Here is a 21,959-nt window from a genome sequence, read left to right on the forward strand (position 1 = left end):
GCGAGCCGAGGCACTGCGCAATCTTGGCCGTGGCCAACCACGCAGTTGTGATCTGATCGCAGGTCGCCGCCGCGGCCCGCCATGTTTTGCCGCCGGCCGGCAAAGCCGACTCGCCCCACACCACGCGACCAGCAACGCGCTTCAAGCCTTTGTCCTATGCATGTCCCGACCCAAGCGGATCACCTTTTGGGGGGACATGCGCTATTTCTTGCAAGCGGGCTCATTGGGATGCCCGCAAGACGGCTTCCTGGCAGCTGGCGGCTGCGGCGGCCTTGGCTGTGCCTGCCGCTGCACCTGCTGCTTCGGCTGGGCGTGGAACTCTGGCCTCTGCGGCCTGGGCTGCACCTGCTGCCTCGGCTGGGCGTGGAATTCCGGCCTCTGCGGCCTGGGCTGCCCCTGCACTTTCAGCTGCGGGTTGCCGTTGTTGACCTTGAATTTCTGCTGGACATTGCCACCACTGTTGCCGTTGGCAGGCAACTTGTGGAATTTGGGAGCCTTGCCATCGCCCTTGAGCCCATTGCCTTGCCCGTTGGCCTGGGCGTTCGTCTGGCCGCCGCCCTGATTGTGAAGTTTCCTGAACTTGCCGTTAGGCGGATTCTGGCCTGAATTCTGGCCATTGAGTGCCGATGGGTTGTTCGCTCGATTCGCCGCAGGCGTGCCGTTGACGCCCGGGATCTTGCGGAGCTTCTTGCCGGCACCGTTCTGGCCCTGCCCATTGCCCTGGCCATAGGTCCCGTTTTGCCCATTCACCACCGGGTTGCCGGTCACGGCGGCGTTTCCACCTGCCGTGACCTGCTTGTTCAGGAGCTTCCTGGACTTGTTGTTGGGCAGGTTCTGTCCATTCAGCACCGGCTTGCCATTGAGTAGCGGCAGGGTCTTGCCGTCAGCGCCGGGCAAGGCATGACCTGTCAGCTTGTCGGCAGGCAATGTCTTTGACAGCGGCCTGGCACCGCCCGGCTGTTGGCCACCCTGCCCCGGCTTCAGCGGCAGGCCACCGGGGTTCTGTTTGGACAGCACGGTTTCCTTTTTCTGCAGGAAAGCCGGCAACGCCACCTTGGTCGCCAGGGCGGCAGCACCCAGGCCCACGGCGCCAGCAGTCAGCTTCTGGCCGGTGGTGAGGCCACCACCCTGGTTGTTGGTCTCGTTGATCGTCGTGTTGTTGATGATCGTGGTGTTGTGGATGTTGTTGAAGATGACGTCGTTCGGCGGCGGGAAGATGTCGTGCGGCGGGTTGACCCAGGTAGGCACCGGCACAAAGACAGGCGTCGGCAGCACGAATATCCCCACCGGCGGCGGCGGTGGTGGCAATTCGATGAAGTCGCGCGGCCGCGGCGGCAGGAAGATCACCGCCACGGGCGGCGGCGGGTCGAAGTCGAATTCCGGATCGTCGAAATAGAGCACGGGCCGGTCGACATAGACGATCTCTTCCGGCGGTGGCGGCGGCACGTCATAGTCATAGACCGCGAAATTCTGCGGTGGCTCCAGGGCAGCGTCGAAATGCTCGAGCCTGCGGCGGGCGTCCCAGGCATGGGGGCCATGCGGATAGCGATCGAGATAGGACCAATAGGCTTCGGGCGTGTCCCTGAGCCAGGTCTGGCGCCAGGTGATCGCCTCGCGCCGCGCCGCCAGGATCGCGCGCACGCGCTTGGCCATCGGGTCATGCGGATAAGCGACGATGAAATCTTCGTAGCCGCGCATCGTGTCGCGATCCAGAGCCGCGATATAGGCATCATGCGCGTCGAAATCGCGTATCTCCTTGGTTCGGTTGGTACGCACCTCGGCGGCGGAGACCTGCGGCGCCGGAGCATCCGGGCCGCGGTCGAAGAAGACAAAGGGATCGGTGATCTTGGAGGCGTTCCAGGGCACCTCCGCGCCATCAGTCACTTCATTGACCCGCAGCCGCGTGCGGTCAAACACATCGCCCAGCTGCAGGCCACCATCCCTGATCATCTCGGCAAGCGCCTGGGCATAGGCCCCATAGGGTCCCTTGCCTTCCGGCGCGACCGTGCCCGGGGCTGCGTTGAAGGCAATCAGCATGTTCGGGTCGGGATCGACCAATGCGAGGCCCCCGGCCAGCGGCTGGTTCGACTTGGCGAAGGAATTTGGCCGCGCCGCATCGAGCACGACGATGTTGACCTTCGTCGGCAGCGCGGCGAGCGGCTTGGTGAGGTCGGAAACCCGCACCGCGGCCATCGGCACGTCAGCCGCATTGGCGATCTCGGCATCGACGGGCGCGAAATAGTTCTCGCCTTCGAACTGCAATCCCTGCCCGGCCAGATAGACAAACACCACCGCGTCGGGGCCGGCTGCGGTCACCTTGGCGAGGAAATCGCGATAGGCGCCACGCAGCGATTCCTGGTCGACGTCACGCGCGCCCACCACGTCGAACCCGGCCGCCTGCAATGTCTGGGCGATCAAGCCCGCATCATTGGCCGGCGTTGTCAGCGCGCTAGCGGGATAGGCGGCATTGCCGATGACGAAGGCAAGGCGCTTTTCGCCTTGCGCCAGCGCCCCGGCCGTCGAGCCGAATGCCAAAATGGAGAGGGCGAGGAAGAAAGCGAGGAATTTCAAGACCGTCCGCATTACGATCATCCGTCAGGTAAGATGCTTCCGCCCCAGAGCCCAGACTAGGCTTGCGCAAAAAGGCGGCTTTGCGGCGTTAATCCGGCGTCTTTCGGTATCGCGCGGTCGATTGCCCGGTTTCAACGAAACGTGATCATTGTCCGGCTCAGCCGCGCCTTTTCCTGGGCTTTTCCAGCAGGGCGACCGCCTCGACATGCGGCGACCACAGGAACTGGTCGATCGGCGTCACGCTTTTCAGGGTGTAGCCGCCGTCGAGGAGGATGCGCAGGTCGCGAGCCAGCGTCACCGGGTTGCAGGACACGGCGGCAACGAATGGAACATCCGAGCGGGCGATCTGCTTCGACTGGTCCTCGGCACCCGCTCGCGGCGGATCGAAGACAAGGCCGTCAAAGGCGTTCAATTCCTTGAAGGTCAAGGGTCGGCGGAACAGGTCGCGGCGTTCGCCCGTCACCCGCTTGATGCCAGTCGCGAAGCGCGATCCCCGGTCGAGCGCCGAAAGTGCCGCCGCATCGCCCTCCACCGCATGGACTTCCGACTTCGCCGCAAGCCGGAGCGCAAAGCTGCCACAGCCTGCGAAGAGATCGGCGATCTTCTTGGCGCGCTTCAGATGTCCGCCGACAATCTCGGCCATGGTCTGCTCGGCTGCTTCGGTTGCCTGCAGGAAGGCACCCGGCGGCACGGCGACAGCAACGCTGCCGAACATCACCACGGGCTTTCTCGGCTCGATGATGATCTCGTCATCGATGGACAGCCTGGCAAAGCCTTGCGCAAGGACAAAATTGGACGCGATGCGGCGCTGGTGTTCGCCGAGCTTGCCGGAGTCATGCACCGCGACATCAAGGCCGGACCCCGTCACGGTGACGGCCATCCGGAACGATTTGGTGGTGGCGCATATCAAGTCGGCGAGCGCCTTCAACTGGCCAAGCGCTCCGACGATTTCGGGCAGCGAGATCGGACATTCCGATATGGAAATGATTTCCGGCGACAGATGGCGATTGAAGCCGAGCAGCATGCCTGTATCGGTGCGACGCGCGGCAAGCACGACACGGCGTCGCGTCTGCGGCGCGCAGGCAACCAGCGCGTCGATGTCGCACTCGATGCCCTTGCCCTTCAGGGCGTGCACCACCTTCTCGCGTTTCCACTGGCGATAGGCTTCGGCCTCGAAATGCTGGAGGGCACAGCCTCCGCACTCCGTGAAATGGCGGCAGGCCGGCTCTATGCGCAGCGGCGAAACCTCCAGCACCGCCATCAACGTGGCGCGATCCCGCTCGCGCGCGGCGGTGACGGTCTCGCCGGGCAGCGTGAAGGGAATGAACAGATCGCCGCCTTCGGTCTCGGCAATGCCGTCGCCCTGGGCGCCAAGCTTTTTGATGGTGAAGCGCGCGCTCATCGATCCTTGATTCCACCGAGCAGGAATTCGCGATTGCCGTCGCCGCCTTCGATTGGCGACAGATGCAGGCCGAGCGAGCGCCAGCCGGGCACGGCGTCCAGCCAATCCTGCAGCAGGCCGGCGACCCGGGCGGCATCGAAGGGGTCTTTCAAGAGACCGCCCTTGCCGATGGCCTCGCGACCCGCCTCGAATTGCGGCTTGACCAGAAAGACCGCGGCGGCACCAGGCTTCGCAATGGCGAGCGCCGGCGGCAGCGCCAACTTCAGCGAGATAAAGCTGACGTCGGAGACGATGAAACCTGGAACACGGCCGGCAAGATCGGCGATGGTGAGATCGCGTGCATTCAGCCCCTCGATGACCGTCACGCGGGGATCGCCACCAACATCAGGATGTATCTGGCCGTGACCGACATCGATCGCCGTGACATGGGAGGCGCCGCGTTCGAGCAGCACCTGGGTAAACCCGCCGGTCGAGGCGCCGATGTCGAGCGCTTCGCAGCCTTCTGGGTCTAGGCTGAAGTGGTCGAGCCCGCCGATCAGCTTCAGCGCCGCGCGCGAGACATAGCCTTGCGCCGGATCATCGATGGCAACAAGGCATTGCGGCGAAACGTTCTGACCGGGCTTGCGGGCAATGGAGCCATCGACCGTCACCGTGCCACGCTCGACCGCGTCGCGGGCACGCGAGCGGCTGGCAAACAGTCCGCGCTGGACGAGCAGGTCGTCGAGCCGCTGGCGGGTGCTGGCTGGCAGAGGCGAGTTCATCGGCCTTCATGGCGAAAGCCGGCGGCGAAGGCAAGGACATTGGGCCGAACAAGCAAAGAGCGGCGAGCGCATCAGGCCGCGCCGCGGCTTGTGTGCATCGCATCGGGTTCGGCAAAATGGTAATCGAAGAGGAGAACCTCCATCGTCGGAACCCGGGGACAACGAATGCTGACGGGAACCTGCCACTGTGGCGCAACCCACTGGACCCTTGAGGGCGATCCCGGGCCGGTCACCGCCTGCAACTGCACGCTCTGCCGCCGCTATGGCGTGCTCTGGGCCTATGACTATGTCGATGAGCGCATTCGCGTCGCGGGGCCGATTGCCAGCTACACGCGCGCCGGAAAGGATACGCCTTCGCTCGAAATCCTGTTCTGCCCGACCTGCGCCTGCGTGCTCGCCTGGCGCGGGCTGCGCGCCGGTGCCTCCGGTCGAACACGCATCGCCGTCAATGTGCGGCTGGCGCCGCCCGAGGCCGTCGCCGATCTGCCGATCGACCATTTCGATGGGCTCGACACTTACGACGACCTGCCTCGCGATGGCCGCTGCGTGCGCGACATGTGGTTCTAGAAGATAGTGCGCGACACCTGGCGCTCGACGGCGGGAGACAAGCCGTCGTGCCGATCCCTTGAAGCTTGCTCACCTGGGTGCTCGGCGACAACCGCGGACGCCGGCACAGGGTCAGGCAGGACCACAAGTTGCGGCACCTGCTTGTAGGAAAAACCGCCACGGATATCGCCCATCTTGCCGGCGACGATGCCCACTGCCGCCCTTTCGAGATTGCGGTCGTAGCGCGTCTCGGCGGCGGCGGGTGCCGCGATGATGGCCAGAAAAACCACGCCGCACAGAAGCGTCTTCATTGTTATTATCTCCCTGCCTGACGTCGATCTAGCAGGGCGCCGTTGAAAAACGGCCAAGGGACACGGTAAGCAAAACGCCAAACGGCAGTGTTAACAATGCGTTATGAAATCAAGCCGGCAAATTGATTCAAGCGCTTGAGGTTTTGATTCAGGCGCGCTGGGCGCGGGCCGTATGCCCGAGCGCGGTGAAAACGGTGCGCACGATGCCGGCGGCATCGAGGCCAGCATCGGCATACATTTTTTCCGGCTTGGCGTGGTCGGCGAACACGTCGGGCAGCACCAGCGGGCGCACCTTCAGGCCGCTTTCCAGCAGTCCTTCATGGGCGAGGAACTGCAGCACGTGGCTGGCGAAGCCGCCAATGGCGCCCTCCTCCACCGTCACCAGAACCTCGTGCGAGCGAGCCAGCCGCCGGATAAGATCCTCGTCGAGCGGCTTGGCGAAGCGGGCATCGGCGACGGTGGTGGAAAGCCCGGCCGCGCCGAGTTCCTCGGCAGCGATCAGACAATCCTGCAAGCGCGTGCCGAAGGACAGCAGCGCCACCTTTGTGCCTTCCCTGACGATGCGGCCCTTGCCGAGTTCGAGAATCGAGCCGCGCTCCGGCATGTCGACGCCGACGCCATTCCCACGCGGATAGCGGAAGGCGATCGGGCCGTCATCATAACTTGCCGCGGTGCGCACCATGTGGCGAAGCTCCGCCTCGTCGGCAGCGGCCATCACGACAAAGCCCGGCAGGCTTGCCAGGAAGGTGGTGTCGAAAGCACCGCAATGAGTGGCGCCATCGGCGCCGACGAAGCCGGCGCGGTCGATGGGGAAACGAACCGGCAGTTTCTGGATCGCGACGTCGTGGACGACCTGGTCGTAGGCGCGCTGCAGGAAGGTCGAATAGATCGCCGCGAACGGCTTGTAGCCTTCGGTCGCCAGGCCCGCCGCGAAGGTGACCGCGTGCTGCTCGGCGATGCCGACATCGAAGGTCCTGGCCGGAAACACTTCGCCGAAGAGGTCGAGACCGGTGCCGCTCGGCATGGCGGCGGTGACCGCGACGATGCGATCGTCCTCACGAGCCTCCTGGATCAGGCTTTCGGCGAACACCTTGGTGTAGGCCGGCGCGTTGGCCGGCGCCTTGGCCTGCGCGCCGGTGATGACGTCGAACTTGTTAACACCGTGATATTTGTCGGCGGCGGCTTCCGCCGGCGCGTAGCCCTTGCCCTTCTGGGTGACGACATGGATCAGCACCGGGCCTTCGCCATTGTCGCGGACGTTTTTCAGGACCGGGATCAGATGTTCGAGATTGTGACCGTCGATCGGGCCGATATGGTAGAAGCCGAGCTCCTCGAACAAGGTGCCGCCGGTGACGTAGCCGCGCGCATGCTCGACCGCCCTTGTAATGGCACGATCGGCGCGCTTGCCGAGATAGGACGTCAATTTTTTGCCGAAGTCGCGCAGGCCGGCATAGGCCTTGCCCGACGCCAGCCGCGCCAGATAGGCGCTCATCGCACCGGTCGGCGGCGCGATCGACATGTCGTTGTCGTTGAGGATGACGATGAGCCGGGCATCGAGCGCGCCGGCATTGTTCATCGCCTCATAGGCCATGCCGGCCGACATGGCGCCGTCGCCGATGACGGCGATGACATTGTTGCGGCCGCCGGAGAGGTCGCGGGCAGCGGCCATGCCGAGGCCTGCCGATATCGACGTCGAGGAATGGGCGGCGCCGAAGGGATCGTATTCGCTCTCGGCGCGGCGGGTGAAGCCGGACAGGCCGCCTTCCTGGCGCAGCGTGCGGATGCGATCGCGGCGGCCGGTCAGAATCTTGTGCGGATAGGCCTGATGGCCGACATCCCAGATCAGCCGGTCGTCCGGGGTGTTGAAGACATAGTGCAGGGCGATCGTCAGTTCGACCACGCCAAGGCCGGCGCCAAGGTGACCACCGGTGCGGGACACCGCGTCGACCAGCTCGAGGCGAAGTTCTGATGCCAGTTGCGGCAGTTCGCTCTCGTCAAGCGCGCGCAAATCCGCCGGAATGCGGACCTTGTCGAGAAGCGGCGTATGCGGCGTTGCGTTCACGAGAGCTCGGGCTTTCTGTTCAACGGCGGGATAGGCCGCCAGCCTGCGAAAGTAAATGCGTGTCGGCGACGCGGATCAAGCAGGTCCCCTCGCCGATTTTCCTCAGCTCTCCGGCAGCGGAATAAACTCTTTCTCGTCCCCGGGAACGATATCGAAGCGGCCCGTCTTCCATTCCTGCTTGGCCTGTTCGATGCGCTCCTTGGAGGAAGAGACGAAATTCCACCAGATGTAGCGCTGCGAGCCGAGGGAGGCGCCGCCGAACAGCATGAAATGCGCACCGGTTTGCGACGACACGATGATCTCGTCGCCGGGCCGGAACACCAGCAGGCGTTCAGCCGGGAAGACGTCACCCGAAATCGTGACCTCGCCTTCCAGTGTGTAGATGGCGCGCTCCTCCGCATCGGCCGGAATCTTTATGCTGGCGCCGGGCGCCAGCCTGAGATCGGCGTAGAGCGTCTCGGCGTCGGCCCGTACCGGGGAACGCAGTCCCTGAAAGTCACCGATCACAACGCGGCCTTTGACGCCTTCGGCATCGATCTCGGGCAGCCGCAAGGCAGCGGTGTTCTCGAATACGGGCGCCAATTCCTCCTTGCCGTCCGGCAGTGCCAGCCATGTCTGCAGGCCGGAGATCGACATCGGCGCGCCGCGCAATTCCTCGGGCGTGCGCTCGGAGTGCACGATGCCACGGCCGGCGGTCATCAAATTCACGTCGCCGGGCTGGATGACCATTTCGGTACCGAGCGAATCGCGATGCCTGATCTTGCCGTCGAACAGATAGGTCACCGTCGACAGGCCGATATGCGGATGCGGACGGACGTCGAGCGCCTGGCCTGCACGCAGGATCGCCGGACCCATGCGATCGAAGAAGATGAACGGCCCCACCAGCCGCCTCCTGGCGGTCGGCAAGGCGCGACGGACCTCGAAGCCGCCAATGTCCTTGGCGTTCGGGATGACCATCAGTTCGATCTGGTCGCTGGCAAAGGCGTCGCCGGCCTCAGGGTCTTTCCCCGGGAAGAAGCTCATGAACTCTCCTTATCAGCGTTCGGTAACCGCTTTGGCGGCATCAGGCAAAGCGGATCGCCGCCTTTGCCCGCAGTTTGGCGGCCACTTCTTCGCGGTTGCGCGGATGCTGGTGGGTTTCGAGCGAATCGAGAAGTGCGCGCGCCGATGCCGCAATGGCCTCCACGGCGTGGTCGAACGCATGCTGGTTCTGTTTCGAAGGCCGCGTCGTTCCGCTCAGCTTGCGGACAAATTGAAGGGCTGCGTCACGCACTTCGTCATTGGTTGCAGGCGGATCAAAATTGAACAGGGTCTTGATGTTTCTGCACATCGCTTCCGTATCTCCTCTTGTCCTGGAGCTGTTTCAATCGGGACGAGTTTTATCCTCAATCATGATCGTGTCCAAAAACCGGTGAGGCAAGACCATGGTTCGCGGCCATGCCTCAGTCCGCGTCGAGCGGTTCCGTTCCAACCGGCTTGCCGTCGCGCGACAGCCTGATCTTCTCGACCTTGTCCTCGGCCGCCTTCAGCAGCCGGTCGCAATGCGCCTTCAGGGCCTCGCCGCGTTCATAGATGCGGATCGACTGGTCGAGCGGCACATCGCCGCGCTCCAGATCATCGACGATCTTCTCCAGCGCGTCGAGTGCCTGTTCGAAGCTCATCGCCTTGACGTCTTCGTTGGTCTCAGCAGCCATCATTCATCCTTTCATCAGTCGCCCGACATGGGCGGCGACCGAAAATGCCAGTCCCTGCAGATCGTAGCCGCCCTCAAGCAGGCTGACGAGCCGGTTGCCGCTGTGGCGGGCGGCGCGCTGCATCAGCTGGCCGGTCGCCCAGTCGAAATCGTCCTCGGTCAGGTTGATCTCGGCCAACGGATCACGGTGATGCGCGTCGAAACCGGCCGAAATGATGATGAGGTCGGGCGCGAAATTGTCGAGCGCCGGCAAGACGCGCGACAGGAAGGCATCGCGAAACACCTCGCTGCCTGTCTGCGGCGCCAGTGGTGCGTTGACGATGTTACCGGCGCCGGTCTCGCTCTTTGCGCCAGTGCCGGGATAAAGCGGCATCTGGTGCGTCGAGCAATAGAGCACCGAGGGATCGTCCCAGAAAATATCCTGCGTGCCATTGCCGTGGTGCACATCCCAGTCGACGACAGCGACACGCTCGACGCCGTGCTTCTTCTGCGCATAGCGGGCCGCGATCGCCGCCGTGTTGAAGAAGCAAAAGCCCATTGCGGTGGTCTTTTCGGCATGGTGGCCGGGTGGCCGGGCGGCGACGAAGACATTGTCGGCGCGGCCCGCGAAGACGTCGTCGACGGCCGCGTTGGCAGCGCCGATCGCGGTTATCACCGCCTGCCAGCTCTTCGGGCTGGCGGTGGTGTCGGCATCGATGCGGGCAATGCCCTCGTCAGGGATGGCGGCGCGCACGCGCGCGACGAAATCGGCCGGATGCGCGTAAAGGATGGTGGCCTCGTCGCCTTCAGGCGCCTTGACGCGGTCAAGCTCGGCAAAGGCTTCGTCGTCAAGCACGCGCTCGATGGCGCGCAAGCGGTCCGGCCGCTCGGGGTGACCAGGGGGCGTGATGTGCTCAAGGAAGATCGGATGCGTGTAGAGACGAGTGGCCATGGTCCCTATCTAGTGCCCCAACGCCGCGATGGCCATGCGTCGCGGCCCGATGGCTGGGGAAAATCGCTTCTGCGTCCATTGGCGTCGCTGTGGGGATTGGCGCCGCGAACGCTTCGGCATAAGGTCGCCGTCACTGCCTGGTGCCCGCCAGTCTGTTTGTCTAGCCGCATTCTGCGGCGCCAAGTGATTCCACTTGGCTGCAAATGCTCTGGCGGGAGAATCGGGAACACGGTTGAATTCCGTGGCGTGCCCAACGCTGTGAGGGGGACCGCGCCGGTAAATGCCACTGTCGATGACGGGAAGGCACCGGACGCGGGTTGATCCCGAGCCAGAAGACCGGCCTGGCAGGCACCGTCATCCGCATGGTCAGGCGGAGGACATGGTTTGCAATCGCAAGGGGACAAGCGATGCCGGATGCTATGACCGCTCCTGTCGGCGACGGATTTGACCAGATGGCGCGCGACGCGGTCTACCGTGCCATGTTCACGCGGCGCGATGTGCGCAGTCATTTCCTGCCTGCTCCTCTCGACGATGAGGTGCTGGCGCGGATGCTGCTTGCCGCCCATCACGCGCCGTCGGTCGGGTTCATGCAGCCGTGGAATTTCATCGTCGTCCGCGATGCCGCGCGACGGGAGAAGGTGCGCGATCTGTTCCTGGCCGCGCGAGAACAGGAACTGCCCGAAATCGAGGAAGAACGGCAGGCGCTTTACCGCAAGCTGAAGCTGGAAGGCATCTGCGAAAGCGCGCTCAACATCTGCATCACCTGCGACCGCCAGCGCTCGAAGGGCTCGCCACTGGGACGTTGGCACAATCCGGAGATGGACCTCTACAGCACGGTCTGCGCGGTGCAGAATTTCTGGCTGGCGGCACGCGCCGAAGGCGTCGGCGTCGGCTGGGTCAGCATCATCGAGGCGCAGGCACTGAAAAGCCTGCTGTCCATTCCCGACCATGTAACGCCGATCGCTTACCTCTGCGTCGGCCGGGTTTCCGCATTCGCGCCCAAACCGGACCTTGAAACGCACGGCTGGGGCCGGCGCCTGCCCCTGCCCGAACTGATCATGAGCGAGACCTTTTGCGGGCAAGGCGAGGCACCGCTCAAGTCAGCGGTGGCATGCCTGAACGCCGTCGATACCGCACAGGCGACCGCCTGCCCGGCCGATCAGCGCGTCGCGCCGGCCGCGCCCCAGCGCGAGCCGCCGAAGGAGGAAAGTGCCTTGTCCTTGAGCTCCCTGAACTTCGATGATGCCTCGGCCAGCCTGCTGTCCCAGGACGGATCAGGCACCTGGCCGGCGATGGTCTTGAAATAGACCTGCATCAGGCAGGCGATGGCGAAGGGTTCGATGAACGCCGCCTTGAAGGCCCAGGCAAAGATGATGGCCAGCACGAAGGCCCAGCCGGCGAGTTGTCCGGGCATCAGGAAGAGAATGGCGCCGGCCGGCGCCAGCATCAGCAGGAAGATCACGAACGACACGCCCCACATGATTACCGCCAGCCAGACGGCGTTCTTGACCATGGTCTTGCCGTTCTGGGCGTAGAGAACGACGCCTTGCCGCGCGGTCTCGAAGGGTGAGGACGAATTGATGCGGATGTTGTAGCCGAGGATGATCTCGTCGACATAGGTCAACGACAGGCGGATCACCGTGTTGATGAAGGAAACCAGGCCGCTCAGGCCCGGAATGGGCAGAAAGGCGGCGACGCCGCCGAGCAGGCCGGTGATGGCGCGGATGGCGCCCTTGACCAGCTGGTCGACGACGAAAAGGATGTTGGCTTCGGCGAAACGCTCGGTCACGACCTGCCGGGCATAGGCGATCTGGTTCTGGCCGTCAGGGACATCATGGCCGTCGATCAGGTGGACCATGACGGCGATATGGCCGGCCTTGACGACGTAGAGGATGTATTCGCGGATCCAGTAAACGGCGATAGAGACGATACCGAAACCGACCACCCCGCCCCACAGGGCAAAGGACAGCGGCCCATCGGGATCGGTGGAGATATGGCCGACGCCATAGCCGACCGAGGCGCCCGTGCCGGTCGCCATGATGTAGGCCAGCGTGATGCCGAAATAGACGATCATGCGAAAGACAATGAAAGGCCAGGTCCGCATCATGATGGACACCGACCTGCCGATATCGAAATCCCACATGCCCCGAATCTCCCCTCAGAGATGGCTGGGGAGGATGCGCTCTAACCGAAGATTGTCAATCATGGGCGGGCACCAGGCCGCAGACGGGACTTCAGCTCGATTGCGGACCCGGTTCCTTGAGCAGACCCTCAAGCAGTTGCTTGAACGCCGCCACCACCTTCCTCGACGTGGCTTCGGGGTCGTTTGAATTGGCGATCCGCTGCGACGCCTGGCTGCTCGCCCCGTTGATAAGCCGTGCGGCCGTTTCAGGGTCGACGCCCGGGACGACCACACCTTCCCCCTGCAGCGCGGTCAGATGATCGGTCATTGAGCCGACGCAGGCATTGGCATTCGACCATTGTGCCGGATCGCCCAGCACAGCAGGGCCATCCCGGAACATGATACGCTGGATTTCCGGCTCCAGCGCCATCTCGATATAGGTGGTGCATTCGTCGACGAAACGCTGCCAGCGGGTCGGCGCTCTCGACGCGACCTCGTTCACCCGAGCCGCCATCTCGCCGTCGATTTCGGCGATAACCGCCTCCAGCAGCCCCTTCTTGTCGCCGAAGTGATGATAGAGCGCGCCGCGCGTCAGTCCGGCGGATGCGGTGAAATCGTCCATCGACGCCTCGGCATATCCGATCGTCCCGAAGGCCTGGCGGGCCGCGGCGATCAGCTTGGCGCGCGTCTCGGCGATCATCTCCTTGCGGGGCCTGTGCATGCTTCTGGTCCTATTCACATACGTCTCGTATGCCAATTGACATACGTTGCGTATGGTCTATCTAGTTCTCATACGCTCCGTATGTAATTGTCGGAGCGCCTTTTGTCGAGGAACCGGATCATGCAGAACCCTTACTCAGAGATCTTTCGCGCCCCCGGAGCCAAGGGCTTCGCTGCCGCCGGTTTCCTGGCTCGCCTGCCGATCGCCATGGCGCCTATCGGCATCGTGGCGATGCTGTCGCAAACGCGTGGCGAATACTGGCTGGCCGGCGCTGTCTCGGCGACATTCGCATTGGCCAACGCTTTCCTGGCGCCGCAAATATCAAGACGGGTCGACCGCCTTGGCCAGACCCGGATCGTCGTGCCCACCACAATCATCTCCGTGCTCGCATTCCTGGCACTGATTGCATCGGCCAATCAGGACTGGCCGGTCTGGACGCTGTTCGTGTCGGCGTTGCTGGCCGCCGCAATGCCCAGCATGCCGGCAATGGTGCGCGCACGCTGGACCGAGATTTTCCGCGGCCGGCCCGAGATGAACACCGCCTTCGCCTTCGAGTCGGCGGCGGACGAGTTGGTCTACATCGCCGGTGCATCGCTGTCGGTGGGCTTGAGTGCCGCCCTGTTCCCGGAAGCGGGCATGCTGGCGAGCACGCTGTTCCTTGCCCTGGGCTCGACGGCGTTCATCCTGCAGCGATCGACCGAGCCGCAAGTGCGGCCGATGGGTCACGGCTCGAGCGGCTCCGCAATCCGCCTGCGCCCGGTACAGATCATCACATTCGCCCTGATCTTCATCGGCGCCACCTTCGCGACGACGGAAGTCAGCACCGTGGCAATCACCAAGGAACTCGGCCAACCCGGCGCCGCCAGCCTCGTCATTGGCGTCTACGCGCTGGGGTCGTTCGTGCTCGGCATCATTGTCGGCGCGCTCAATCTGAAAACACCGCTGCAACGCCAGTTGGCCATCGCGGTGGCCGTCATCGCGGTCAGCACGCTGCTGCCGCTCACGGCAGGCACCGTGCCGCTTCTGGCACTCACCGTCTTCATCAGCGGCGTGGCCATCTCGCCGACCTTCATCACGGCATTCGGCCTGATCGAGAGGCATGTGCCCGAAGCGATGCTGACGGAGGGCATCACCTGGGTGACCACGGGGATCGGTATCGGCATGGCGCTCGGCTCCTTCGCCGCCGGCGCCGTGGTGGACGCATTCGGCGCCCAGAACGGGTTCTGGGTTTCAGTGGCGGCAGGCACCATCGCGCTGATCACCGTGCTGCTTGGCCAGCGCAGCCTTGCCACCCACAAATGCGAGCTGGAGGGATGCGACGCCGCCGCCGTTCCGGCCGAGTGACACGGTCGGAATGGCTTAGCCAGCGCGACTTCGTCATCCACGGGCGGAGCGACGCGAAGCGGAGCGCAGACCCGAGGATCCATTCCGTGACCTTGATCATAGGGTGCAGCGGAGCAGAATCTCTGGACCGTTGCGACGCGTCGACGTCACGGCATGGATCCTCGGGTCTGCGCGCGTCGCTTCGCTCCTTGCTCCGCCCGTGGATGACGATATCGCGGAGGCTTCAGGTAGCTAGAGAATCTCGGTCTTCGCGATGTGGATGCCGAAGCCTTCAAGGCCGACATAGTGGCGCTCGCGCGAGGCGATCAGGTTGATCGACGAAATGCCGAGGTCCTTCAGGATTTGCGCGCCGAGGCCGATCTCGCGCCATTCGTTCTCGCGCCGGCGGGCCTCTTCATGATCCTCGCGGTCGCCGCTTGCCGGCCGTTTGCGTTCCTGATGCGCAACGCCGACGGACCCCTCGCGCAGATAGACGATGACGCCGCGCTTGCGCTCGCCCATCGCCTTCATGATGCCGTCCAGCCGATGGCTGGTGCCGAAGACGTCGGTCACCACATCCTCGGAATGCAGCCGCACCGGCACGTCCTCGCCATCGCGGATGTCGCCGAAAACGACAGCGACGTGATGCATCGTGTCCCACGGCAGCGTGTAGGTGAAGACCTGCGCCTTGCCGCCGAGCGTGTCGATATCGGAGCAGGCGACGCGCTCGACCAGCGTTTCCTTGCGCTGACGATAGGCTATGAGGTCGGCAACCGACACCTGTTTCAGGCCATGCTCTTCGGCGAAAGCCTGCACCTGCGGGCCGCGCTTGACGGTGCCGTCGTCATTGACGAGTTCGGAAATGACGCCGATCGGCGGCAAGCCGGCGAGCTTGCAGAGATCAACGGCGGCCTCGGTATGGCCCGAACGCATCAGGACCCCGCCTTCGCGCGCGATCAGCGGGAAGATGTGGCCGGGACGGACGAAATCGGAGGCGCCGACATTGCCATTGGCGAGGTTGCGCACGGTGAGCGTGCGGTCGTCGGCCGAAATGCCTGTCGTCGTGCCATGCTTGAAATCGACGCTGACGGTAAAGGCGGTGGTGTGGGCGGAATCATTGTCGGCGACCATCGGCTGCAGGTTGAGCCGCTTGGCCTCCTCGCGCGGCATCGGCGTGCACACGATGCCGGAGGTGTTGCGCACGATGAAGGCCATCTTTTCCGGCGTACAGTGAACAGCGGCGACGATCAGGTCGCCCTCGTTCTCGCGCCCGTCATCGTCCATGACGACGACGATCTCGCCACGTTCGAAGGCTCGGATGGCTTCGACAATCTTCTTCTGATCGTAAGGCATTGGCGCTCGCTTTGCTCGCAGGGCAGTAGGGGAATAGGGCAGTAAGGCAGTAGGGAAAAGGAAAATTGGGCTCTTTCGGCAGGCAGCGTAACATACTGCCCTACTGGCTTACTGCCCTATTCCCCTCCCTTCCCCGTCTGTCCTCGATGCCGCAGATAATGATCGGCGATCGCGCAGGCAACCATCGCCTCGCCGATCGGCACGGCGCGGATGCCGACGCAGGGGTCGTGGCGGCCCTTGGTCATTACCTCGACGTCGTTGCCGTCCTTGTCGATCGACTTTCGCGGCGTCAGGATCGACGAGGTCGGCTTGACGGCGAAGCGTGCAATGATCGCCTGGCCGGTCGAGATGCCGCCGAGGATGCCGCCGGCATTGTTGGACAGGAACACCGGCTTGCCGTCATTGCCCATGCGCATCTCGTCGGCATTCTGTTCGCCGGTGATACGGGCGGCCTCGAAGCCGTTGCCAATCTCGACGCCCTTGACGGCATTGATCGACATCAGTCCCGACGCGATGTCCTGGTCGAGCTTGGCGTAGATCGGCGCGCCGAGACCTGGCGGAACGCCGTCGGCGACGATCTCGATCACCGCGCCGACCGACGAACCGGCCTTGCGGATGCCGTCGAGGTACTGCGTGAAGACGGGAACCGAAGCAGGATCAGGCGTGAAGAACGGGTTTTCCGCGTCACCGATGAAATTCCAGTTCCAGTTGGCGCGATCGATCGACTTCTCGCCCATCGACACCAATGCGCCGCGCACCACCATGCCCGGCACGACCTTGCGGGCAAGCGCTCCGGCAGCAACGCGCGCGGCCGTCTCGCGGGCCGAGGAGCGGCCGCCGCCACGATAGTCGCGTATGCCGTATTTGACGTCATAGGTGTAGTCGGCATGGCCCGGCCGGTACTGGCGTGCGATCTCGCCATAGTCCTTCGAACGCTGGTCGACATTCTCTATCAGCATCGAGACCGGCGTGCCCGTGGTGATCATCGTCTGGCCGTCCCCGTCGAGGACGAAGCCGGACAGCACCTTCACCTCGTCCGGCTCGCGGCGCTGGGTGACGAAGCGCGACTGGCCCGGCCGGCGCTTGTCGAGTTCGGCCTGGATCTCGTCCCGCGTGAAGCGGATGCCGGGCGGGCAGCCGTCGACCACGCAGCCGAGCGCCGCCCCATGGCTTTCGCCCCAGGTGGTGACGCGGAAAAGATGGCCGAACGTGTTGTGAGACATGGAAAACTGCCCTGCCCGGCAGCCGAGCCGGTTGAAGCCTGCCTTCTATTGGCGTTTTTTGCGGTGGTCAAACTGTCATCCCCGCCGTTTAAGTTTTGACACATTCGGCTGGTTTCTGCTTTCTTCCATCCGCCGTTGAGGATCCGCCGCCACAGTGCCGGCGCAATGACCAAAGAGGACAATCATGCGTACCCTGATTGGCGCTGTTGCCGCCATGCTGCTTTGTTCCACCGCCGCCTTCGCCGGACAGACCGAAGGCCTGATCAAGAAGATCGACAAGGATGCGCTGACGCTGACGCTGGACGACGGCAAATCCTACAAGCTGAACGCCGAAACCGATCTCGACTCCCTGAAGCCGGGCATGGACATCGTCATCGCTTACGACGTGACCAATGGCGAGAATGTCGTGACCGATATGCAGTTGCCGGACAGCGACACGAACTAGCCCAGGCGGCTTAAAGCCACTCCAGGCTCTGCCCTTCAAGCTTGAGCACGCGATCCTGCGGTATCTCCAGGTTCGCGGCCTCGTCCTCGGCCATGTCAAGGACGAAGCGGAACAGGGTGCGCATGACGCCGCCATGCGTCACGCAGATCGTCCTGCGGCCGATCTCGTCGAAACAGGGTTTCACCCGTTCGAGCAGCATCTGGTAGCTTTCCGCCCCCTCGCCGGGCGGCTGAAAATTCCATTTGTCCAGGGCGCGTGACCGGCTTGCTCCGGGAGACTGCGTCTCGAGCTCGGCAAAAGTAAAGCTCTGCCAGTCGCCAAAATTGACCTCAACCAGCCTGACATCGGTTCGATAGGCGAGCGGATCGAGCTTCATCGCGGCGCGGATGCGTTCCATCGTTTCGCGCGTCCGCCGCATCGGGCTCGCGACGAAATCGAAATCCCTGACATCACCGACAAGTTCGGCCAGCCGATGCCCGTTTCCGGTCGCCTGTTCGCGGCCAAGGGCATTGAGATCGGTGTCGGCCTGGCCCTGAAGCCGGAACTCGGCGTTCCACGCAGTCTGGCCGTGGCGCACGATATAAACCAGCGGGTACATCAGGTCTTCCGGAGGTCGGGCAAGGGCCTGGGCGGAGGATGAGCGGAGGGAGTTAGTCCTTGACCGTCGAAATATCGGGCGCGTCGACCGCCTTCATGCCGACAACGTGATAGCCGGAATCGACATGATGCACTTCGCCGGTGACGCCACGCGACAGGTCGGACAGGAAATAGACGCCGGAATCGCCGACCTCTTCCTGCGTGACCGTCTGCTTCAGCGGCGAATTGTATTCGTTCCACTTAAGGATGTAACGGAAGTCGCCGATGCCGGAGGCGGCCAGGGTCTTGATCGGCCCGGCGGAGATGGCATTGACGCGGATCTTCTTGGCGCCAAGATCGACGGCGAGGTAACGCACGCTGGCCTCGAGCGCGGCCTTGGCGACGCCCATGACGTTGTAGTGCGGCATCACCTTCTCGGCGCCATAGTAGGTCAGGGTCAGCAGCGAGCCGCCATCGGTCATCAGCGCTTCGGCGCGCTTGGCTATGGTGGTGAAGGAATAGACCGAAATGTCCATGGTGCGCAGGAAGTTGTCGCGCGTCGTCTCGACATAGCGGCCGGTCAGTTCGTCCTTGTCGGAAAAAGCGATGGCGTGGACGAGGAAGTCGAGCTTGCCGCCCCAATGCTTGGCGACATTGGCGAAAACCTCGTCGAGGCTCGCCGGGTCGGTGACGTCGCAATGGCCGGCGACAAAGGCGCCGAGTTCCGCCGCCAGCGGCTCGACACGCTTCTTGAACGCCTCGCCCTGATAGGTCAGCGCGATTTCGGCACCATGATCAACGCAGGCCTTGGCGATGCCGTAGGCAATCGACCTGTTGTTCGCGACGCCAAGAATGAGGCCGCGCTTGCCGGCCATCAGGCCCTGTCCACCCGCCATGTGAGCGCTCTCCGCAAGGTTTGTGCTTTGTGGAGTGCCTATCGCACAGGCACACTGCCCCTTCAAGCGCTCAAACCGGACAGTTCGGGGGACAAAAGCGCTGGATCAGCCTTTTTGGTCGCGCAACAGCGTTTCCAGCGCGCTGTCGCCGCCTTCCGGCAGCATGATGCGCACATGGGCGTAGAGGTCGCCATGGCCGCCGGCCTTTTCCGGAAGACCCCGCCCTTTCAGGCGCAACACCTTGTCCGAACTCGACCAGGCGGGAACGTTGACCGCGAGCTTGCCGGTCGGTGTCTCGACCGGCACCTTGGCACCGAGCACCGCATCCGCCAGCGGCACCGGCAGATCGGCATGCAGGTCGCGGCCTTCGATGCGGTAGCGCGGGTGCCGGCGGATATGGATCTTGACCAGCGCGTCGCCGGGTTGGCCCGGCCCCTGCTCGCCTTGCCCCTTCAACCGGATGGTCTGACCATCCTCGACAAAGGCCGGCAGTTTGACCGCCACTTTTCGGCCATCGGGAAACATCGCCGTCACCTTTTCGGCGTTCGCGGCTTCCTCGATGGTGACGTCGAGCGTGACGTTCAGATCGGCCGCCGTCGCGGGCTGGCGGCGGTCGCCCTGGCCCGCGCCGCGCGCGCCGGAAAAGGCGTCGCCGAAAATCTGGCTGAAAATATCGCTGTTGCCGTCGAACGGATCGCCACCGGGACGCCCCGAGCGGAATTCGAATCGCGAGCCGCCTGCCCCTTGCTGGCGGCGAAAGCCGCCGAAGGGATCGCCGCCGCCGGCGCCTTCAAACCCCTGGAAGCGCGGCTTGCCGTCGGCGTCGATCTCGCCGCGATCGAAAGCCGCACGGTTCTTCTCGTCGCCGACGATCTCATAGGCCTGGTTGGCCGCGGAAAAACGGTCCTTCGCCTTGGGATCATTCGGATTCTGATCCGGATGATGTTTCTTGGCGAGTTTCCGGTACGCCGATTTTATGTCCTTGGCCGATGCGTTCTTTGCAACGCCCAGCACCTCATACGGGTCGCGCATGCGTTCTGCCCTGGAGAAGAGTTGAGTCCATACTTGCCCCCTATATGCGCTCGCATAGGAAGAAATTCCAGTAGCGGGGCGTCATATCAAAAGCGGAAAGTCAGAGCGCCTTGAAGCCCTGCATGCGCCAGCCGCCGGCGCCGGCGAGGCACAGTTCACCCTCGAACATGGCAACGCCGTCAAAGCTTTCGCGTGAGGCCCTGAAGCGGCGGCACGTCTGCCCCCTGTCCTTCAGCTCCGCCAGTTCGGTGATGGAGCCACGCGACCCGGTGCCGGCATTCGCCCACGGCACGGCCTGGCCGCCGAGTTGCTCGATATCGGCGGAGGACACCGCATTGCCGATCGTCGTCTGATCGGAGTCGCGATCCGAATCGGCGGGCGCGGATGAAGCCGAGGTGCTGCTGGTCAGGATCGAGCGGTCGACTTCGGCTTTTTCCAGGCTGAATCCGCCCGCGCCGCAGCCAACAAGTGGCAGGGCGATTGACACGATCGCCGCTTTCGCGCTGGCCGAAGCGATAACGCTCCATTGCCTGCTGTCAAAAGCTTGCGCAATACGCGACAATCGGCAACCTCCCCCGGTTCATGACAATTTGAGAAAAACTATGAGTGACACAGAGTTAACAAGCAGTGACTTTACCGAGGCGGCCGAGCCGTTTCGGCTCTTTGCCGCATGGCTGGACGACGCCACCAAGAGCGAAATCAATGATGCCAATGGCGTGGCGCTGGCTACCGTCGATGCCGAGGGCATGCCGGATGTGCGGATGGTGCTGCTCAAGGGATTCGATGAAGGCGGCTTTGTTTTCTACACGAATTTCGAGAGCGCGAAGGGCCAGGAGATTCTTGGCAGCATGAAGGCGGCGATGTGTTTCCATTGGAAATCGTTGCGCCGCCAGGTGCGCATTCGCGGCCCGGTGGAGATCGTCAGCGACGCCGAGGCCGATGCTTATTATGCGACGCGGCCGCGCGGCAGCCGCATCGGTGCCTGGGCCTCGAAACAGTCACGGCCGCTCGAAAGCCGCTTCGCGCTGGAGAAGGCGGTCGCCGAATACACGGCGCGTCATGCCATCGGCGAGATTCCGCGGCCGAAACACTGGTCGGGTTTCCGCATCGTTCCGAAGACGATCGAGTTCTGGCACGACAGGCCGTTCCGATTGCATGACCGGGTGGTCTTTTCACGCAGCGCCAAGGGCGGCTGGGACAAGACGCGGCTTTATCCCTGAGGAATTGCTACTTCTTCCTTGTCATGAACGCCGTGAGCGCCGCGCGCGCCTCGTCGGACTTCAGCCGCTCGCGGAAATGATCGCTTTCCTCGCCGATGCGCGCGACGAGATCGTCGCGTGAGCCGCGCATGAGGTCGCGCGCGATCTTCAGCGCCTGCGGCGGCTTGGCCGCGATCCGGCCGGCAGCCGCCAGCACCGAGGCCTCCAGCGCCCCCTCCTCGACCACATCGTAGATAAGGCCGGCGGCCTTCGCGCGCTCGGCGGAAAAGCCCTCGCCAAGGCCAAGCAGCGCGAACGCGCCTTGCTGCCCCAGGACCCGCGGCGCCAACAGACTCGATCCGGCCTCGGGCACCAGGCCAAGGTCAACGAAAGGCGTCCTGAACACGGTGCGCGGCGTGGCGAAGGTCAGGTCGCAATGCAGGTTGATCGTGGTGCCGATGCCGACGGCGATGCCGTCAACGCCGGAGACGATGGGTTTTTCGACCCTGGCCAGCGCCATCAGGAAATCCCAGACTTCGGTGCCGCCATCGCCACCAGTGGCCACGACCATGAAATCGGCAAGGTCGTTGCCCGAAGAGAACGCGCCAGGCACGCCGAGGAACACATGGACGCGGATCGTCGGATCGGCATCACCCTCGGCCAGGGTTTGCGACATCTTGCCGTACATGGCGCGCGTCAGCGCGTTCTTCTTGTCCGGGCGGTTCATACGGATGACCTGGATGGCGCCCTGGCGCTCGACGAGGATATGGTCAGTCACAGTGCTTTCCTTGT

General features: G+C 63.8%; 22 protein-coding genes, 1 pseudogene and 1 riboswitch. Of the genes and pseudogenes, 5 read left to right on the plus strand and 18 right to left on the minus strand.

Features of this window, described 5'->3' with window-relative positions:
* Positions 1-201: 201 nt before the first annotated feature.
* The 3 genes from MesoLj_RS28400 to MesoLj_RS28410 form a co-directional block, all read right to left on the minus strand.
* Positions 202-2,592, minus strand: coding sequence for a caspase family protein (locus tag MesoLj_RS28400; RefSeq protein ID WP_202323346.1), 2,391 nt, complete (start codon positions 2,590-2,592; stop codon positions 202-204).
* A 136-nt stretch (positions 2,593-2,728) separates the two neighbouring features.
* The gene (locus MesoLj_RS28405) at positions 2,729-3,973 is read right to left on the minus strand and encodes a class I SAM-dependent RNA methyltransferase (RefSeq protein WP_202323347.1); all 1,245 of its coding nucleotides are present in this window, start codon (positions 3,971-3,973) and stop codon (positions 2,729-2,731) included.
* Positions 3,970-4,734, minus strand: coding sequence for a TlyA family RNA methyltransferase (locus tag MesoLj_RS28410; protein WP_202323348.1), 765 nt, complete (start codon positions 4,732-4,734; stop codon positions 3,970-3,972). The genes MesoLj_RS28405 and MesoLj_RS28410 overlap by 4 nt, the downstream gene beginning before the upstream one ends.
* A 165-nt stretch (positions 4,735-4,899) precedes the next feature.
* Between MesoLj_RS28410 and MesoLj_RS28415 the strand changes: the two genes are divergently transcribed.
* Complete coding sequence (locus tag MesoLj_RS28415) at positions 4,900-5,301, plus strand: GFA family protein (RefSeq protein WP_202323349.1); 402 nt, start codon at positions 4,900-4,902, stop codon at positions 5,299-5,301.
* On the opposite strand, the gene MesoLj_RS28420 is transcribed toward MesoLj_RS28415, so the two are convergent.
* From MesoLj_RS28420 to MesoLj_RS28445, 6 genes are all read right to left on the minus strand, one after another.
* Positions 5,298-5,591 carry a hypothetical protein gene (locus tag MesoLj_RS28420; RefSeq protein WP_202323350.1) on the minus strand — a complete coding sequence of 98 codons (294 nt, stop codon included), beginning with the start codon at positions 5,589-5,591 and terminating at the stop codon, positions 5,298-5,300. The genes MesoLj_RS28415 and MesoLj_RS28420 overlap by 4 nt on opposite strands.
* Positions 5,592-5,739: 148 nt before the next feature.
* The gene (dxs, locus tag MesoLj_RS28425) at positions 5,740-7,653 is read right to left on the minus strand and encodes a 1-deoxy-D-xylulose-5-phosphate synthase (RefSeq protein ID WP_202323351.1); all 1,914 of its coding nucleotides are present in this window, start codon (positions 7,651-7,653) and stop codon (positions 5,740-5,742) included.
* A gap of 102 nt (positions 7,654-7,755) precedes the next feature.
* Positions 7,756-8,676: a pirin family protein gene (locus MesoLj_RS28430; RefSeq protein WP_202323352.1), complete on the minus strand. Its 921-nt coding sequence runs from the start codon at positions 8,674-8,676 to the stop codon at positions 7,756-7,758.
* A gap of 40 nt (positions 8,677-8,716) precedes the next feature.
* Complete coding sequence (locus tag MesoLj_RS28435; RefSeq protein ID WP_202323353.1) at positions 8,717-8,983, minus strand: DUF2277 domain-containing protein; 267 nt, start codon at positions 8,981-8,983, stop codon at positions 8,717-8,719.
* 112 nt (positions 8,984-9,095) lie between these two features.
* Positions 9,096-9,347: an exodeoxyribonuclease VII small subunit gene (locus tag MesoLj_RS28440; protein ID WP_056565628.1), complete on the minus strand. Its 252-nt coding sequence runs from the start codon at positions 9,345-9,347 to the stop codon at positions 9,096-9,098.
* Between the two features lie 3 nt (positions 9,348-9,350).
* Complete coding sequence (locus MesoLj_RS28445) at positions 9,351-10,277, minus strand: histone deacetylase family protein (protein ID WP_140768926.1); 927 nt, start codon at positions 10,275-10,277, stop codon at positions 9,351-9,353.
* Positions 10,278-10,441: 164 nt separating this feature from the next.
* Positions 10,442-10,637, plus strand: a riboswitch (cobalamin riboswitch).
* A 47-nt stretch (positions 10,638-10,684) separates the two neighbouring features.
* Between MesoLj_RS28445 and bluB the strand changes: the two are divergent.
* Positions 10,685-11,344: pseudogene (gene bluB, locus MesoLj_RS36440) on the plus strand (5,6-dimethylbenzimidazole synthase); the annotation flags it as partial.
* 92 nt (positions 11,345-11,436) lie between these two features.
* Here bluB and MesoLj_RS28455 read toward each other — a convergent pair.
* Together MesoLj_RS28455 and MesoLj_RS28460 are read right to left on the minus strand one after the other, a co-directional pair.
* Positions 11,437-12,420, minus strand: coding sequence for a hypothetical protein (locus MesoLj_RS28455; protein WP_244735184.1), 984 nt, complete (start codon positions 12,418-12,420; stop codon positions 11,437-11,439).
* 91 nt (positions 12,421-12,511) lie between these two features.
* A complete protein-coding gene (locus MesoLj_RS28460; RefSeq protein ID WP_202323355.1) occupies positions 12,512-13,120 on the minus strand; it encodes a TetR/AcrR family transcriptional regulator in 609 nt (202 codons plus the stop codon).
* 120 nt (positions 13,121-13,240) lie between these two features.
* On the opposite strand from MesoLj_RS28460, the gene MesoLj_RS28465 reads away from it, so the two are divergent.
* Entirely contained in the window at positions 13,241-14,464 is a 1,224-nt protein-coding gene (locus MesoLj_RS28465) for an MFS transporter (protein ID WP_202323356.1), read from the plus strand.
* Between the two features lie 231 nt (positions 14,465-14,695).
* Here the strand turns inward: MesoLj_RS28465 and ribB are convergent, their stop codons facing one another.
* Together ribB and aroC are read right to left on the minus strand one after the other, a co-directional pair.
* The gene (gene ribB / locus MesoLj_RS28470; RefSeq protein ID WP_140768934.1) at positions 14,696-15,796 is read right to left on the minus strand and encodes a 3,4-dihydroxy-2-butanone-4-phosphate synthase; all 1,101 of its coding nucleotides are present in this window, start codon (positions 15,794-15,796) and stop codon (positions 14,696-14,698) included.
* A 116-nt stretch (positions 15,797-15,912) separates the two neighbouring features.
* Positions 15,913-17,019, minus strand: a complete 1,107-nt coding sequence (gene aroC / locus MesoLj_RS28475; protein ID WP_140768936.1) for a chorismate synthase — start codon at positions 17,017-17,019, stop codon at positions 15,913-15,915.
* A gap of 184 nt (positions 17,020-17,203) precedes the next feature.
* Between aroC and MesoLj_RS28480 the strand changes: the two genes are divergently transcribed.
* Positions 17,204-17,464 (plus strand): DUF1344 domain-containing protein, encoded by a 261-nt coding sequence (locus MesoLj_RS28480; protein ID WP_056564015.1) that lies wholly within the window; start codon positions 17,204-17,206, stop codon positions 17,462-17,464.
* Between the two features lie 10 nt (positions 17,465-17,474).
* On the opposite strand, the gene MesoLj_RS28485 is transcribed toward MesoLj_RS28480, so the two are convergent.
* The 4 genes from MesoLj_RS28485 to MesoLj_RS28500 all read right to left on the minus strand — a co-directional run bounded on the left by MesoLj_RS28485 (position 17,475) and on the right by MesoLj_RS28500 (position 20,530).
* Positions 17,475-18,062 (minus strand): histidine phosphatase family protein, encoded by a 588-nt coding sequence (locus MesoLj_RS28485; protein WP_202323357.1) that lies wholly within the window; start codon positions 18,060-18,062, stop codon positions 17,475-17,477.
* A gap of 52 nt (positions 18,063-18,114) precedes the next feature.
* On the minus strand, positions 18,115-18,936 hold the full coding sequence (gene fabI, locus MesoLj_RS28490) for an enoyl-ACP reductase FabI (protein ID WP_140768940.1): 822 nt from the start codon (positions 18,934-18,936) through the stop codon (positions 18,115-18,117).
* Positions 18,937-19,041: 105 nt separating this feature from the next.
* Positions 19,042-19,968 carry a DnaJ C-terminal domain-containing protein gene (locus MesoLj_RS28495; RefSeq protein WP_202323358.1) on the minus strand — a complete coding sequence of 309 codons (927 nt, stop codon included), beginning with the start codon at positions 19,966-19,968 and terminating at the stop codon, positions 19,042-19,044.
* A gap of 100 nt (positions 19,969-20,068) precedes the next feature.
* Positions 20,069-20,530 (minus strand): RT0821/Lpp0805 family surface protein, encoded by a 462-nt coding sequence (locus tag MesoLj_RS28500; RefSeq protein WP_140768944.1) that lies wholly within the window; start codon positions 20,528-20,530, stop codon positions 20,069-20,071.
* A 40-nt stretch (positions 20,531-20,570) separates the two neighbouring features.
* Here MesoLj_RS28500 and pdxH point away from each other — a divergent pair, with 40 nt between their 5' ends.
* Positions 20,571-21,188: a pyridoxamine 5'-phosphate oxidase gene (gene pdxH / locus MesoLj_RS28505; RefSeq protein ID WP_202323359.1), complete on the plus strand. Its 618-nt coding sequence runs from the start codon at positions 20,571-20,573 to the stop codon at positions 21,186-21,188.
* Positions 21,189-21,195: 7 nt separating this feature from the next.
* Here the strand turns inward: pdxH and MesoLj_RS28510 are convergent, their stop codons facing one another.
* Positions 21,196-21,945: a crotonase/enoyl-CoA hydratase family protein gene (locus tag MesoLj_RS28510; RefSeq protein ID WP_202323360.1), complete on the minus strand. Its 750-nt coding sequence runs from the start codon at positions 21,943-21,945 to the stop codon at positions 21,196-21,198.
* Positions 21,946-21,959 lie beyond the last annotated feature (14 nt).

This window comes from Mesorhizobium sp. 113-3-9 (assembly GCF_016756515.1).
Lineage (GTDB): Bacteria > Pseudomonadota > Alphaproteobacteria > Rhizobiales > Rhizobiaceae > Mesorhizobium.